The organism is Streptomyces sp. NPDC107550, assembly GCF_055639095.1.
Window position 1 is genome coordinate 45,269 of the sequence record NZ_JBVKBC010000012.1, and the last position, 15,401, is coordinate 60,669.

Annotated in this window: 14 protein-coding genes; 10 read left to right on the top strand and 4 right to left on the bottom strand. The window is 72.9% G+C overall.

From position 1 onward, the window contains the following. Positions 1-40: 40 nt before the first annotated feature. Positions 41-604, bottom strand: a complete 564-nt coding sequence (locus ACZ7LY_RS18085) for an HD domain-containing protein (RefSeq protein WP_471625594.1) — start codon at positions 602-604, stop codon at positions 41-43. Between the two features lie 115 nt (positions 605-719). Between ACZ7LY_RS18085 and ACZ7LY_RS18090 the strand changes: the two genes are divergently transcribed. The 6 genes from ACZ7LY_RS18090 (at position 720) to ACZ7LY_RS18115 (ending at position 6,182) form a co-directional block, all read left to right on the top strand. Then, on the top strand, positions 720-1,085 hold the full coding sequence (locus tag ACZ7LY_RS18090) for a hypothetical protein (protein ID WP_471625595.1): 366 nt from the start codon (positions 720-722) through the stop codon (positions 1,083-1,085). A gap of 78 nt (positions 1,086-1,163) precedes the next feature. After that, positions 1,164-1,913, top strand: a complete 750-nt coding sequence (locus ACZ7LY_RS18095) for a DsbA family protein (RefSeq protein WP_471625596.1) — start codon at positions 1,164-1,166, stop codon at positions 1,911-1,913. Further along, positions 1,910-2,809, top strand: a complete 900-nt coding sequence (locus ACZ7LY_RS18100) for a cytochrome c biogenesis CcdA family protein (RefSeq protein WP_471625597.1) — start codon at positions 1,910-1,912, stop codon at positions 2,807-2,809. Before ACZ7LY_RS18095 ends, ACZ7LY_RS18100 begins: the two co-directional genes overlap by 4 nt. Before the next feature lie 88 nt (positions 2,810-2,897). After that, on the top strand, positions 2,898-3,677 hold the full coding sequence (locus ACZ7LY_RS18105) for a DUF4142 domain-containing protein (protein ID WP_471625598.1): 780 nt from the start codon (positions 2,898-2,900) through the stop codon (positions 3,675-3,677). Between the two features lie 411 nt (positions 3,678-4,088). Beyond that, positions 4,089-4,262, top strand: coding sequence for a hypothetical protein (locus tag ACZ7LY_RS18110; RefSeq protein ID WP_471625599.1), 174 nt, complete (start codon positions 4,089-4,091; stop codon positions 4,260-4,262). A gap of 318 nt (positions 4,263-4,580) precedes the next feature. After that, on the top strand, positions 4,581-6,182 hold the full coding sequence (locus ACZ7LY_RS18115; RefSeq protein WP_471625600.1) for an alpha-L-fucosidase: 1,602 nt from the start codon (positions 4,581-4,583) through the stop codon (positions 6,180-6,182). Positions 6,183-6,205: 23 nt separating this feature from the next. On the opposite strand, the gene ACZ7LY_RS18120 is transcribed toward ACZ7LY_RS18115, so the two are convergent. Next, on the bottom strand, positions 6,206-7,858 hold the full coding sequence (locus ACZ7LY_RS18120; protein ID WP_471625601.1) for an amidohydrolase: 1,653 nt from the start codon (positions 7,856-7,858) through the stop codon (positions 6,206-6,208). A 54-nt stretch (positions 7,859-7,912) separates the two neighbouring features. Further along, positions 7,913-9,394, bottom strand: coding sequence for an APC family permease (locus tag ACZ7LY_RS18125; protein WP_471625602.1), 1,482 nt, complete (start codon positions 9,392-9,394; stop codon positions 7,913-7,915). A gap of 160 nt (positions 9,395-9,554) precedes the next feature. Here ACZ7LY_RS18125 and ACZ7LY_RS18130 point away from each other — a divergent pair, with 160 nt between their 5' ends. Next, a complete protein-coding gene (locus tag ACZ7LY_RS18130) occupies positions 9,555-10,289 on the top strand; it encodes a TetR/AcrR family transcriptional regulator (protein ID WP_471625603.1) in 735 nt (244 codons plus the stop codon). Positions 10,290-10,722: 433 nt separating this feature from the next. Here the strand turns inward: ACZ7LY_RS18130 and ACZ7LY_RS18135 are convergent, their stop codons facing one another. Then, positions 10,723-11,442 (bottom strand): FadR/GntR family transcriptional regulator, encoded by a 720-nt coding sequence (locus tag ACZ7LY_RS18135; RefSeq protein WP_471625604.1) that lies wholly within the window; start codon positions 11,440-11,442, stop codon positions 10,723-10,725. 238 nt (positions 11,443-11,680) lie between these two features. Here ACZ7LY_RS18135 and ACZ7LY_RS18140 point away from each other — a divergent pair, with 238 nt between their 5' ends. The 3 genes from ACZ7LY_RS18140 to ACZ7LY_RS18150 are packed head-to-tail and all read left to right on the top strand — an operon-like array spanning position 11,681 to position 15,373. Further along, entirely contained in the window at positions 11,681-12,781 is a 1,101-nt protein-coding gene (locus tag ACZ7LY_RS18140) for a sugar ABC transporter substrate-binding protein (protein WP_471625605.1), read from the top strand. After that, positions 12,778-14,346, top strand: a complete 1,569-nt coding sequence (locus ACZ7LY_RS18145) for a sugar ABC transporter ATP-binding protein (protein ID WP_471625606.1) — start codon at positions 12,778-12,780, stop codon at positions 14,344-14,346. Before ACZ7LY_RS18140 ends, ACZ7LY_RS18145 begins: the two co-directional genes overlap by 4 nt. Beyond that, positions 14,339-15,373 carry an ABC transporter permease gene (locus tag ACZ7LY_RS18150; RefSeq protein ID WP_471625607.1) on the top strand — a complete coding sequence of 345 codons (1,035 nt, stop codon included), beginning with the start codon at positions 14,339-14,341 and terminating at the stop codon, positions 15,371-15,373. Before ACZ7LY_RS18145 ends, ACZ7LY_RS18150 begins: the two co-directional genes overlap by 8 nt. Positions 15,374-15,401 lie beyond the last annotated feature (28 nt).

The following is a 15,401-nucleotide window of genomic DNA, read 5'->3' on the forward strand; positions in this document are numbered from 1 at the left end:
CCCGCACCCGCGTGCCGCCGCCCGCTCGCGTACGCGCCCGTCAGTGCGTGTACGCGCCCGCCATGCCCGCCACCCGTTCAAGCACCGGAAGCCAGTCGTCGAGGACGCCCGCGTCCAGGCCGACGACCTTGCCCGCGTCGTCCGCCTGTCGCAGCTCGACGGCCGCCTCGGCCAGCGGGTCCGCCGCGAACTCCGCGACCTCCTCCGGCGTCATCGGCCCGCCCTGCGCGTCCAACGTCAGCGCGCTCTGCGCCGACAGACCACGGCCCGGCTCGACCGCCGCCAGATACCGCTTCGCCGGGACGTGCAGCTCCACGAGCCGCGCCACCCGCTCGCCGAGCAGCCCGCGCACCGCGTCCGCCGCCCGACGCGCGTGACCCGCGTCGTCGCCCGGGCACAGCAGATGCCCGATGTCATGCACGAGACCGGCGACCTGCAACTCCTTGTCGCTGGGCCGCGACCGGCGCAGCAGCGCGGCCGTCTGCAGCGCGTGGTCGTGCAGATCGACCGGGTCGCCGGAGCGGTCCGGGGTGTCCCAGGCGCCCCGGCACGCCCGCAGCACGGCCATCAACTCCCCGACATCGCGCGGCCCGACGCGTTCCATGGACGGCTCCTCCCGACGCTCCTGTGCTGCCGTGCGCCAGCCCACCATGGGGACCTGACGCACCGGTCAACGGGACGTTAACGGTCCGTCCGCCCGGTGCGGCACAATGGCCCGCATGTCCCGTACCGCCGTCCACGCCCTGCTGGTGACGCTGCTCGTCGCCGTGCTGGGCGGCGTGTGCCAGGGCGCGGCGGACGCGCGGACCGCGCACGCCGCCACGGTCGCCGAGGCCGCCCCCGCGGTCAAGACCGCCCCCGTCGCCCCCGGTTGCGACCCGCAGGACCGGCACGCACCCGACAGCCGTCAGGGCGTGCCCGCGCGCACCGGATCCGCGCACGAACTGCTCGCGCCCCTCGTCCACGAGCACGCCGCCGGCGGCTGCGCCGTCCTCGACCCGCTCGTGCCGCGGGTCCCGGCCGGGCGCGCCCCGCCCCCGCACGACCCACCCACCCCCGTCGAACTGTCCGTCCTGCGCGTGTAGCCGACGCTCCCGGGCCCTCTCCTGCCCGCACCCGCGTCATCGCCCGACCGCTTCCCCGTACGCAAGGACGACTTCGTCATGCCCAAGAACACCTCCGCCACCGCCAAGCGCCGCCCCCTCGTCCTCGGGATCGCCGGCGTCGTCGTGGCCGCCGCCCTGCTCGGCACCGTCTCCTACACCGCGACCCGCCCCGACTCCCGCCCCGCGTCGTCCGGGCAGGAGGCCGGCGGGCGCGGCGGCGACGAGGCGAGCAAGGCGCTCAGCGCGCTCGCCCGCCGCGACAAGGGCGACCCGCTCGCGCAGGGCCGCGCCGACGCGCCCGTCGTGCTCATCGAGTACGCCGACTTCAAGTGCGGCTACTGCGGCAAGTTCGCCCGCGACACCGAACCCGGCCTCGTGAAGAAGTACGTCGAGGACGGCACCCTGCGCATCGAGTGGCGCAACTTCCCGATCTTCGGCGCCGAGTCCGAGGCCGCCGCCCGCGCGAGCTGGGCCGCGGGGCAGCAGGGCCGGTTCTGGCAGTTCCACCGGGCCGCGTACGCGGACGGCGCGAAGGAGAAGGGGTTCGGCGCGGACCGCCTCGACGCCCTCGCGCGGCAGGCGGGCGTCGACGACCTCGACCGGTTCCGCCGCGACCGCGACAGCGACAAGGCGCGGGCCGCCGTCCGCAAGGACCAGGAGGAGGCGTACGGGCTGGGCGCGACCTCCACGCCCTCGTTCCTCGTGAACGGGCAGCCCCTCGCGGGCGCCCAGCCCGCCGAGGTCTTCGAGCAGGCCATCGCGGACGCGAAGGCGGGCGCCGCCTCCGACGCGAAGGGCGGCCGATGAGCGACATCGGCTACTTCGCGGCGTTCCTCGGCGGGCTGCTCGCGCTGCTCAGCCCGTGCAGCGCGCTGCTGCTGCCCGCGTTCTTCGCCTACTCCATCGACACCCCGACGAGGCTGGTGGCCCGTACCGGCGTCTTCTACCTCGGGCTCGCCACGACCCTCGTCCCGCTCGGCGCCGCCGGCTCCTACGCGGGCCGCTTCTTCTACGGCAACCGCGACCTCCTCGTCACCGTCGGCGGCTGGCTGATCATCGCGCTCGGCGTCCTCCAGATCGCGGGCCGCGGCTTCGCCTCCCGGCGTATGACCGAACTGTCCGGCCGCATCCGCCCCACCAGCGCCCTGTCCGTGTACGCGCTCGGCGCTGTCTACGGCCTCGCCGGGTTCTGCGCCGGGCCGATCCTCGGCAGCGTCCTCACGGTCGCGGCCCTCGGCGGTCATCCGGTGTACGGGGGTGCCCTGCTGGCCGTGTACGCGCTCGGCATGGCGGTGCCGCTGTTCCTGCTCGCGCTGCTGTGGGACCGGTTCGACCTCGGGCGGCGGCGCTGGCTGCGCGGGCGCCCGGTGCGGATCGGGCGGTTCGAGGCGCACTCGACGTCCCTGGCCTCGGGTCTGTTCTTCCTCGCGCTCGGCACGCTGTTCCTGGTGTTCGACGGGACGACGGCGCTGCCCGGGCTGCTCGACGTGGACGACTCGTTCGCCGCCGAGCAGTGGGCGCGGGGCGTCGGGGATCAAGTACCTGACGCGGCGCTGCTCGTCGCCCTCGTCGCCCTCGTCGGCGTCGTCGGCGCGGTCCTCGTCGTCCGCGCCTGGGGCGGCCGCGGCCGCGACGCGCGCCGGGACGACGACACCGACGAGAGCGATGCGGGGGAGGCCGCGGAGAAACCGGCCGCCCGCTGAACACGGCGGCCGTCCCACGCGTACCTCCCGGTGTCCCTGCACCGCTCGCCCGCCCGGCGAGCCCCGCGCCGGTCTCCGGGAGGCCCGCTTGCGCCGCGTCAACGGCACCGCCCTCATCCTCGCCGCCCTGCTCGCCACGCTCGGCGCGCTCGCGTTCCCCATCTGGTCGTACGCCGACCGGTCGGGCACCGGGCAGGCGAACCTCGACGCCGGGACCGTCGCCACGCCCTGGGGCCCGCTGTCGGCGGCGGACCGGGATCTGATCGTCAAGGTGCGGCTCGCCGGGCTGTGGGAGATCCCGGCGGGCCAGCAGGCCATGGAGCGGGCGCCGACGCGGGCGATCCGGGACGCCGGCGACCATCTCGTCGTCGGCCACACCGACCTCGACCAGCGCGTACGCCTCGTCGCCGCCCGGCTCGGCCTGGAACTCCCGAACCAGCCGAACCCCCAGCAGCAGGGCTGGCTGCGCGAGCTGACGGCGGCGCGCGGCGCGGACTACGAGCGGAAGTTCGCCAATCTGCTGCGTGACTCGCACGGGAAAGTGTTCGCGGCCATCGCACAGGTGCGTCACACCACGCGCAACGCCCTGGTACGAGAACTGGCCACCGACGCCAATCAGACCGTCCTCGACCACATCACGATGCTCGAACACACCGGTGACGTGGACTTCGACGCCCTCGCCCGGGAGGCGGCCGGGACCACGACGCCCTCCCCGACGGGCCCGCCGCCGCCCGGGGGACCGCTGACGCGGGCGCCCGCCCCGGCTCTCCCGAGCGGCACGATCGCCACCACGTCCCGCCCGTCCCCGGCCCCGCCCGACGATCCCGACCCGGCGATCGACACGGCCCGGCCTGCGCCGACGCCCTGAACCGCGCCCCGCCCGCCCCTCCGGCCCGCCGCGCCCCACGCGCCCCGGCGGCGGGGACGACCGGGCCGCGCGGGCCGTCTCACGGAGCGAAAAGCAGTCGCGCGGCAAGGGGGCCGCGTGGCTGAATGAACACCTGTCGACCTCCAGTGGGCGAGCGGGTTTCCACCCCATCGAGCGGACCCGCGCTCATTTGGTTACTCTGTAGCCGGACGGTTACCGCACGTGGGTCCCACCCGTACCCATGGTTCCGTCCGGGGAGAGGCCGGTCACCACGGCCGATCCCACCAGCGACAACCGGCGCCACCGCGCCCGAACTGGCCTTCCACTCAAGCCCGATCGGGCGTACCGGAGCCCCGCGCGATGCTGGGCCGGTCCTGCCGAGCGGGTTACCCGACACACAAGGAGTGCGCGGTGACACCAGAGACCACCGAACGTGAACAGCGTCCCAAGGAACGTGCGGAGCGGATCGTGCGACGACCCGAGAAGCTCGGCAGCCTGGATGTGTGGGCCCGGTCGGCCCCGATCCGGCTCGCCGGGTACGAGGACGACCTCGCCGAGCCCCACATCCTGCCCAGCGTCGACTGAGCCCGGCGCCCCCGGCGCCGAAGCGCACGCCCGCGTCCCTCACAGCGAGGGGCGCGGGCGCACGTGTGTCCGGCCCGCTCGTGTGTCCGGTCCGCTCGCGTGTTCGGCCCGCTCGTGATCCGCGTCCCGGAGCCGCCCCGGCCTCTGATACATCGGAGGCTTCCGGGTGGCAAGCCCCCGCGCCCCGCGCAAATGTCCAAGTGGACCGCGCGAAAGACCTATTGACCTCTCCCTGATCCCGTTGAACCATCCGATGTCATGACCGGAGCGCCCCCGGGAGGAAGCGCCCCGCGACCGACTCGAAGGGATCACTGTCCGATGCCCCTGAATCGACGTCAGCTCCTCGGCGCCGCCACCGCCACCGCCGCGCTCACCGCGACCGCCCTGCCCGCGCTCACCGCCCCGGCCGCCGCCGCGCCGCCCGCCACGGCTCCCGGCGCGCCGCCCGCCCCCACGACCGGCGGCGAACCGCATTTCCGTATCCCCGTCTCACCCGACGACACCCCCGAACAGCTCGTCGCCAAGGCCGCGCGGGTGCGGCCCACGCCCCGGCAGCTCGCCTGGCAGGCGCTGGAGCAGACCGCGTTCCTGCACTTCGGCGTCAACACCTTCACCGGGCTCGAATGGGGGACCGGCGACGAGGACCCCGACGTCTTCCAGCCGAGCGGGCTCGACACCGACCAGTGGGCCCGGGCCCTGCGCGACGGCGGCTTCAGGCTGGCGATCCTCACCGTCAAGCACCACGACGGCTTCGTGCTCTACCCCTCCCGCTACACCGCGCACAGCGTCCGCTCCAGCAGCTGGCGCGGCGGCAAGGGCGACGTGCTGCGCGCCTTCGCCGACTCCATGCGCAAGTACGGGCTGAAGGTCGGCGTCTACATCTCGCCCGCCGACGAGAACCAGTACCTCGACGGCGTCTACGCCAACGGCAGCGCCCGCACCACCCGTACCGTGCCCGCGCTCGTCGACGGCGACGACCGGGCCGGGCGGCGCCTGCCCACCTTCCGGCTCGCCGCCACCGACTACGGCGCGCACATGCTCAACCAGCTCTACGAGGTGCTGACCGAGTACGGGCCCGTGGACGAGGTGTGGTTCGACGGCGCGCAGGGCCGCATCCCCTCCGACAAGGTCGAGGCGTACGACTGGGATAGCTGGTACGCGCTGATCAGGGCCCTCGCGCCGAACGCGTCGGTCGCCGTGTCCGGGCCCGATGTCCGCTGGGTCGGCAACGAGGGCGGCATGGCCCGCGAGAACGAGTGGAGCGTCATCCCCGTCAAGGACACCGGCAACGGCAAGTACGACTACGCGCTCGCCTACGACGCCCCCGACAACGGCAGCCGCGACGCGCTCGCCGAGGCCCGCACCAAGGCCGCGTACCTCCAGTGGTGGCCGGCGGAGTGCGACGTGTCGATCAGGACCGGCTGGTTCTACCACGCCGACCAGCAGCCCAAGTCGGTCGCGCAACTGACCGACATCTGGTTCCGCTCGGTGGGCCGCGGAGCCGTCCTCCTGCTCAACGTCCCGCCGGACACCAAGGGCCTGCTGCCCGCCGCCGACGTCGCCCGGCTCAAGGAGTTCCGCGACCGCGTCCGCGCCGAACTGCCCGAGGACCTCGCGCGCGGCGCCCGCGTCCGCGACGACGGCGACCGGGTCCGCACCCTCGACCTCGGCAGGCCGCTCGCCGTGGACCGCGTCCGGCTCGCCGAGGACATCCGGCACGGGCAGCAGGTCGAGGCGTTCACCGTCGAGGCCGAGGTCGACGGCGCCTGGACCGCTGTCGCCTCGCTCGGCACCATCGGCGCCGCCCGCGTCCTGCCGCTGCCCGTCCCGGTCACCGCCCGTCGCTGGCGGGTGCGCGTCACGCAGGCCCGCGCGAGTGTCCACCTCAAGGAGTTCGGCCTGTACAAGTCCCGGGTGTGAGCGCAGGGGCGGGCGCGGACCGCTCACGCCCTGGCGTACACCCGCCGCCCGCCCACGAACGTCTGCTCCACCCGCGTCGCCCCGATCTCCCGCTCCGGCCCCGCGAACGGGTCGCGGTCGAGCACCACCAGGTCCGCCAGGTGCCCGGCCGTGACCGTGCCGGTGCGGTCGTCGAGGCCGTTCACGTACGCGCTGCCCGCCGTGTACGCGGCCAGCGCGTCCCCGAGCCCGATCCGCTGCTCCGGCAGGAACACCGGCGTCCCCGCCGGGGCGTCCGGCAGCACCCGGTTGACCGCCACATGGATGCCCTCGATCGGGTCCGGGCTGCTCACCGGCCAGTCGCTGCCCGCGGCCAGCGTCGCCCCCGACCGCAGCAGCGCCCCGAACGGGTACTGCCACCCGGCCCGTTCCGCGCCGAGGAACGGGATCGTCAGCTCGTCCATCTGCGGCTCGTGCGCCGCCCACAACGGCTGCATGTTCGCGCTCGCCCCCAGCTCCCTGAACCGGCCGATGTCGTCGGGGTGCACGACCTGGAGGTGCGCGAGGTGCGGGCGGGTGTCGCTGCGCCCGTTCGCCGCGCGCGCCGCCTCCACCGCGTCCAGCGCCTCCCGCACGGCCCGGTCGCCGAGCGCGTGGAAGTGCACCTGGAAGCCGTGCGCGTCGAGCGCGGTCACGTACGTCTTCAGCTCCTCGGGCGGTACGAAACTGATGCCGCTGTTGTCGGAGGCGCAGCCGCAGCCGTCGAGGTAGGGGCCGAGGAGGGCCGCCGTGCCGTTCTCCGCGACTCCGTCCTGCATGATTTTCACGCTCGTGCAGCGCAGCCGCCCCCGGGTGCCGGACGCGCGCCGGGCGAGCAGTTCCTCGATCTGCTCGGTGCCGCGCGCCCGGTCCCACCACAGCGCGCCCACCACCCGCGCCGTCAGCCGCCCGTCGTCCGCGCAGGCCAGATAGGCGGCGGTCGGGTCGGTGAGGTTGGCGTGCTCGCCGAGCAGCGCGTCCTGCCACGCGGTGATGCCGAGCGAGTGCAGCAGCTCCTGCGCGCGCAGCAGGCCCTCGATCAGCTCGGCGCGGGTCACCGGCGGCAGCAGGCGGCCGACGAGGTTCGCCGCGCCCTCCTGGAGCATGCCGGTGGGCTGTCCGTCGGCGTCGCGTTCGATGCGTCCGTCGGCCGGATCGGGCGTACGGGCGTCGATGCCGGCGCGCTCCAGGGCCACCGAGTTCACCCAGGCGCCGTGGTGGTCCCGGTTCACCAGGTACACCGGCCGGTCCGGCACCAGCGCGTCCAGCTCGGCGGCCGTGGGCAGCCCGCCGGGGAACGCCTCCATCGCCCAGCCGCCCCCGGTGATCCACTCGGCGCCGGCGTGCTCCCTGGCGTACGCGGCGATCCGCTCCCGGTACGCGGCGAGCGTGGTGTGCCCGCTCAGGTCGCACTGGCCCAGTTCCATCCCGCCGCCCACCGGATGGGCGTGCGCGTCCTGGAACCCGGGGACGAGCAACTTGCCCGCCAGGTCCACGACTTCGGTACGCGGACCGATCAACTCCCGTACCTCGTCGTGGCCCACGGCGACGATGTGCTCCCCGCGCACCGCCACCGACGTGGCGCGGGAACGGGCGGGCGAGCCGGTGTGGACCGGACCGCCGGTGAAGACGAGATCGGCGGCTGCGGTGTCGGTCATGCGGAACAACTCCTCGTACGGGTACAGCGGTTACGGGCACAGCAGGAGAGGCGGTCAGATCTTGTCGGGGGCGGCGAGGACGAGGGCGTCGGCGTCCGTGCCGCGCCCGGTCGTGAAGTAGGGAGAGCGGCGCCGGTACTTGGCGTACGCGGCCATGCCGAGCCCGGAGACGATGATCGTGAGCGGCACCGCCAGCATGAACCAGCCGTTGTCCGGGCTCAGTTCGAACCGGTCGCTCATCGTCGCGTAGTCCCGCCCGAGGTAGACGCCGATGCCGAGCAGCGCCAGGCCGCTCACCCCCGGCGCGACGACCGCGCGCAGCGCCTCGCGCGGTGCCGTACGCAGCAGCGCGCGGAAGCGGACCGCGCACGCCAGTGCCGTAAGTCCGTAGTAGAGGGCGACGACCAGACCGATGGAGTTCACGGCCGCGAGGATCATCTCGTTCAGCTTCGGGATGGCGAGCGCCAGCAGCGCGAGCGCGGCCGAGATCGACGTGACGAGGACCGTGCCGAGCGCGGGCGAACCGTAACGGGGGCTGATCCGCGTCCACACCCCGCCCATCGTGCGGTCCCGGCCCATCGCCAGCAGGCCCCGCGCCGTCGGGATGACGCTGGACTGGAGCGAGGCCACCGCCGAGAACAGCAGCGCCAGCAGCGGCAGGCTCGCCCACGGCTCGTCCGCGAGCTTCGCGCCGAGATACGTGAGCGCCTGCGGACCCTGCTCGACCAGCTCGGGCAGCGACATCTCCCGCTGGAACGCCACCGACCCGTACAGGAACAGCGCCAGCATCGTGAACAGGGCGATGAACCCGCCGCGCCCCGCGTCCCGTACGTCCTCGGTCTCCTCGGTGACGCTGAACGCGGCGTCCCAGCCCCAGAAGAAGAACACCGCGAGGACGAGGCCCTGCGCGAAGCCGGTGCCGTCGTGCACGGCGAACGGGTTCAGCCACGCCCACGAGAACGCGTGCGCGCCCGTCACCAGCGCCCAGCCGCAGAACCCGAGCAGCACCACGTACTCGAAGACCAGCAGCCAGGTCTGCAGGCGCGTCGCCTTGCGGATGCCGGTGACCGCCGTGACCGTCACGGCCGCGAGCACGATCAGGCCCACGACCGTGGAGAGCGCCGTCGAGTTCGGGTCCAGGCGGAGCCCTGCCAGGGAGGTGAGATGGGCCTTCACGGCGAACTGGAGGAAGACCGAACCCGTCACGGCCGTCGTGTACGCCATGAAGACCAGGGTGCCGACGAGCGTGACCCAGCCCGTCAGGAAGCCCAGCCACGGGCCGAGCGAACGGCCCACCCAGACGTAGCCGCTGCCCATGTTCTGCTCGTCGCGGTTCAGACGGGCGTACGCGGTGGCGATGCCGAGGATCGGGACGAACGCCACGAGCAGGATCGCCGGTGCCTGGAGGCCCACCGTCGCCGCCAGTGAGCCCATCCCGATGCCGATGCTGGTGGTCGCGGCGGTGCTGGAGGCGGCGACCGCGACGCCGTCCACGACACCGAGGGAACGGCGCAGACCTGGGGATTCACTTCTCATGGGCAGGCTCCTGGGACCGGAGAAGGGGAGGGGCGGGAAGGGGCGGTGCGGGAAGAGGCTGCGATCAAACCGGCCTTGTCAGCGGTGCGTCAATGGTGTTGACATAAGGCGGGCGCGGCGGGGGTCCGTGCCGGACGCGGCAGGGAGGGAGGCGGTGGCGATGAGTGAGTCACGGGTGCCGGCGGAACGGAGGCGGCGGCGGCCGACGCGGTCGGGGGTGCTGCTGTCCGAGGACGTCATCGTGGAGTGCGCGCTGCGGCTCGTCGGGCAGCACGGGCCGGACGCGCTCAGCGTGCGCAGGCTGGGGGCGGCCCTCGGATGCGATCCGAGCGCGCTGTACCGGTACTTCCACAACACGGACGATCTGCTGCTCGCCGTCGCCGACCGGATCATCGGGGACGCGATGGCGGGGTTCGAGCCGGACGGGTTCGTGTGGCACGAGGGGCTGCGGGAGATGGGGCTGCGGATCCATCGCGGGTACCGGGCGCATCCGCGGGTGGCGGCGCTGGCGGCGTTCCGTGTGACGCGGCGGGCGCATGAGTTCCGGGCCGTCGACACGGGGATCGGGCTGCTGTTGCGGGGTGGGTTCGCGCCGGCGGACGCGGTGCGGTGGTACGGGGTCTTCGTGGACACCGTGTTGGGGCATGCGGCGTTGGACGCGGCGTATGTGGCTCTGCCGGACGGGAAGCGGGCGGCGGATGATCTTGCGTGGGGGGCGGTGTACGCGGGGCTCTCCGAGGAGGGGCATCCTCATGTCGCCGCGGTTCGGCCCTATCTGGGGTTGATGGCGGGGAGTTCGTTCGAGGCGGCGCTGGATCTTCTGGTGGGGGCGCTTCGGGGGCGGGCGGGAAGTGACGGTGAGGTCTTTTTGGGGGGTGCGGGGGGTTTGACGTGATGCGCAGTTCCCCGCGCCCCTATCGGGGCACGAGCGTGTGTGGTTGTCTGCGGGCCGGTGGGGCTTCTCGCGCAGTTCCCCGCGCCCCTGACGGGGCGCACCTGTGCGTGGTTGTCCACCGGCCGGTGGTGGGCTGAGCGCGCCGTTCCCCGCGCCCCTGGGGAACGGGGCTTCGCCCCTGTTCCCCCGTCTTCGGAAGGCTTCGCCTTCCGTCCTGGAGGTAGCGCACGAAGTGCGCACCGAAGGGGCGCGGGGAACTGCGCGATCAGCCCCCACCGGGCCGCAGGCGAAATGCTGCCCAGGGGCGCGGGGAACTGCGCGATCAGCCCCCACCGGGCCGCAGGTGAGGTGCTGCCCAGGGGCGCGGGGAACGGTGCGGCCGGCCCCCACCCACCCGCAGGCGAAATTCTGCTTAGGGGCGCGGAGGCGAGGCTCAGGGGGACTGGGAGGTGATCCAGTGTTCTACCTCGCCGACGTGCGCCGCCGCCGCCCCCCGCGCCGCCTCCGGATCCCGAGCCCTCAGCGCCCGCAGGATCCGCGCATGCTCCCGCCGCGTCCGCTCGAACGCCCCCTCCTCCTGATACCCCCGCCACACCCGCGCCCGGAACGTCCGCGAGGACAGCCCCTCCAGGATCGCCGCCATCGTCCCGTTCCCGGCCGCGCCCACGATCACCCGGTGGAACGCCAGATCGTGGGAGAGGATCTCCTCGGGGTCGTCGGTCGCCTCCATCGCCGCCAAGTGCGCGGCGACCTCCGCGAGTTGCGGCTTCGTGATCCGCGCGGCGGCCAGCGCCGTCGCCGTGGACTCCAGTACGCGCCGCACTTCGAGGAGTTCGACCAGCCGCTCCCCGCGCGAGAGGTCCGCGACCACCCCGAACGTCTCCAGCAGGTCGCCGGCCTCCAACTGCGTGACGTAGATGCCCGATCCGTGCCGCGCTTCCAGCACCCCGAGCACGGTCAGCGCCCGGATCGCCTCCCGCATGGAGGACCGCGAGATGCCGAGCTGCGCGGCGAGATCCCGCTCGGTGGGCAGCCGCTGGCCCGGTTCCAGGCTGCCGCTGCCGATCATCGCCTTCACCTGCTCGATGGCGCGCGCCGTGACGGTCGTGCCCTTCCGCGGGGCCGTGCCCTGCTGCGAGGCGGTCCGCTCCACGTTGACGTCCTCCCGACGGGGCCGCTGGATGCGCCGCAGTCTAACCAGCCCAGTGGTCCGACCACTAGCGCAGAGGTCGGACCATTCCGAGGTCTCAGACCCGTAAAACCCGAAGAAACTTGAGAACGAGGGGTGTTGACCGAGCAAAGTGGTCTGATAAATATCTCGGCGCGGCCGGTGCCGGGACGCGCGGAACCCGGCCGCGCCCCCTGATCTCCGAAAGCCGAGGAGCGGTCCGATGACTGGCACCACGAAAGGCACGACGAGGGCGAAGGCCGGACGGACGTGGCGAGGGCGCACCCTGCGCGCGGCGGCCCTGCCGGTGTGCGCCGCCCTCGCCCTGAGCGCCTGCGGCAGCACGAAGGACGCGGCGGGCGGCGGATCCGGCGGCGCGGGCGGCGCAGGCGGCGGCAAGGTCGGCGTGATCCTGCCCCTGCTGACCTCGCCGTTCTGGCAGTCGTACAACGACTACGTGCCGAAGATGGCGAAGTCCGAGGGCGTGGACGCGCTCAAGACCGTCAACTCCAACAGCGACCCCTCGCAGCAGATCACCGACATCAACAACCAGCTCAACCAGGGCGTCAAGGGCCTCGTCGTCGCCCCGCTCGACAGCGCCGCCATCGCCGCCGGACTCGACCAGGCCGAACGCAAGGGCGTCCCCGTCGTCGCCGTCGACGTCGCCCCCGAGAAGGGCAAGGTCGCCATGGTCGTACGGGCGAACAACGTCGCGTACGGGGAGAAGGCGTGCGACTACCTCGGCGGGCAGGTCAAGTCCGGCAAGGTCGTGCAGATCATGGGCGACCTCGCCTCCGTCAACGGCCGTGAGCGCTCCAAGGCGTTCAGGGCCTGCGTGAAGAAGAAGTACCCCGCGCTGAAGGTCCTGGAGATCCCCGCGAAGTGGGAGTCGGACACCGCCGCCGCCAAGCTCGACACCCTGCTCAACTCCGACCGCGACCTCAAGGGCATCTATATGCAGGCCGGCGGCGTCTATCTCGCGCCGACGCTCCAGACCCTCAAGTCCAAGGGCCTGCTGAAGAAGGCCGGCAGCGCCGGACACATCACCATCGTGTCCAACGACGGCATCCCGCAGGAGTTCGACGCCATCCGCAAGGGCCAGATCGACGCCACCGTCTCCCAGCCCGCCGACGCCTACGCCAAGTACGGCATGTACTACATCAAGGCCGCGATGCGGGGGAAGACATTCAAGCCCGGCAAGACCGACCACGGCTCCGAGATCGTCCGACTGCCCGACGGCACGCTGGAGGACCAACTGCCCGCGCCGCTGGTCACCAAGGACAACGTCGACGACCCCAAGCTGTGGGGAAACACCGTCAAATGACCGCCACCGCAGCCCCGTTGGTGGAAGCAACGGGCATCGCCAAACGGTACGGGCCCACCGTCGCCCTCGCAGACGGCCGCCTCACCGTCCACGCCGGCGACTCGCACGCCCTCGTCGGCCGCAACGGCGCCGGAAAGTCCACCCTCGTCACCGTCCTGACGGGCCTTCAGGCACCGGACGCGGGCACGCTCCGCTTCGACGGCGAGCCCGCGCCGCCCCTCACCGACCGCGACGCCTGGCGCTCCAAGGTCGCCTGCGTCTACCAGAAGCCCACCGTCGTCCCCGAGTTGACCGTCGCCGAGAACCTCTTCCTCGGCCGGCCGCCCCACGCCCGCCGCGGCTTCTTCCGCTGGAAGACGCTGCACGCCGAGGCGAGCGCGCTGCTCGACACCTGGGACGTGCGCGTCGACCCCGGCGCCCGCACCGCCGACCTCAAGGTCGAGGACCGGCAGATGGTCGAGATCGCCCGCGCCCTCAGCCAGGGCGCCCGCTTCATCGTCCTCGACGAACCGACCGCGCAACTCGACAACAAGGAGATCGAGCGCCTGTTCACCCGCATGCGCTCCCTCCAGGACGCGGGCGTCACCTTCCTGTTCATCTCCCACCACCTCCAAGAGGTCTACGAGGTCTGCCAGACCGTCACCGTCCTGCGCGACGCCCGCTGGATCACCACCGCCCCCGTCGCCGAACTCCCGCGCCCCGCACTGGTGGAGGCCATGGCGGGCGAGGCCGTCGCCGAACAGGCGGCGGCCGCCGCCGAGGCCGTCGCCGCCCAAGGCGCGGTGGACGCCCCGGTCGTCCTCGACGTACGGGCGCTGACCTCGGACACGTACCACGACATCGACCTGAGCCTGCGCCGCGGCGAGGTCGTCGGGCTCGCCGGGTCCAGCGGCAGCGGCAAGATCGCGCTCGCCGAGTCCCTCGCCGGACTGCACACCCCCGCCTCCGGCACCGCGCACGTCGAGGGCCGCCCGCTGCGCTTCGGAGACGTGCCCGCCGCCCTCGCCGCGGGCGTCGGCTGCGTACCGCGCGACCGGCACGACCAGGGCCTGGTCACCGGCATGTCCATCGGCGACAACGCCACCATGAGCGTCCTCGGACGCCTCGGCCGGTACGGGTTCGTCTCCACCGCGCGCCGCAGGGCCTTCGCCCGTGACCTCATCGACCGGCTCGACATCCACGCCGAAGGCCCCGACCAGCCGGTCAGCGATCTGTCCGGCGGCAACGCGCAGAAGGTCGTCATGGCCCGGGCCCTCGCCGGCGAACCCCGCGTCCTCGTCCTCATCAACCCCACCGCCGGCGTCGACGTGAAGTCCAAGGAGTCGCTGCTGCGGCGCGTCGACAGCGCGCGCGAGGACGGCACCGCCGTCCTCGTCGTCTCCGACGAACTCGACGACCTGCGCCGCTGCGACCGGGTCCTCGTCCTCTTCCACGGCCGCGTCGTCGCGCAGCACCCGGCGGGCTGGTCGGACCACGACCTCATCGCCTCCATCGAAGGGGTCGCCCACGACAGCGAAGAGGTCGCCCACGACAGTGACAGTGAAGGAGCAGCCCGCCATGGCTGACATCAAGGCCCCCTCGGCCGCGACACCCACGCCCCCCGCCACCGCGTCCGGCGCTCAGGCGCGGAGCGTCCTCGTGCGCCGCGCCCGCGAACTCGCCCTCGTCCCCGCCCTGTTGCTCCTCGTGCTGCTCGGCGGACTGCTCAACGGCTCCTTCTTCACCGAGTCCACCCTCATCTCCATCCTCGCCTCGTCCGCGGCCCTCGCCATGGTCGTGCTGGCCGAGTCGCTGGTCCTCATCACCGGCAAGTTCGACCTCTCCCTCGAATCCGTCGTCGGTATCGCCCCGGCCGTCGCCGCGCTCCTCGTCCTGCCCGCCGCCCGAGCCGGCTGGGGCACCGAACTGCCCGCCGCACTTGCCCTGTTGGCGGTCCCGGTGGTCGGCGCGGTCATCGGCGCGTTCAACGGCGTCCTCGTCGTCAAGGTCAAGCTCAACGCCTTCATCGTCACGCTCGCCATGCTGATCATCCTGCGCGGCCTGCTCGTCGGCGCCACCCAGGGCAAGACCCTCTTCGGCATGCCCGACGCGTTCTTCACCCTCGCCACCACCACCTTCCTGCACATCCCCATGTCGGCGTGGGTCGCCGCCCTCGCCTTCGCCGTCGTCGGCCTCGTCCTCAAGTACCACCGGGTGGGACGCTCCCTGTACGCCATCGGCGGCAACCTCGAAGCGGCCCGCGCCGCCGGCATCCGCGTCGACCGCGTCCGCCTCGGCGTCTACGTCGTCGCCGGGATCCTCGCCTCGGTCGGCGGCCTCATGTACACCGGTTACGTCGGCGCGATCGGCGCCAACCAGGGCCAGAACATGATCTTCACGGTGTTCGCCGCCGCCGTCATCGGCGGCATCAGCCTCGACGGCGGCCAGGGCACCATGTTCGGCGCCCTCACCGGCGTACTCCTGCTCGGCGTCGTCAAGACGATGCTCACCATGGCCCAGGTGCCGTCCTTCTGGATCGACGCCATCTACGGCGGGATCATCCTCGTCGCCCTCATGATCGCCCGGGTCACCACCGGCCGCGCCCAGGACTGACCCCCGCCCCCTGCCCGAAAGGCGACCC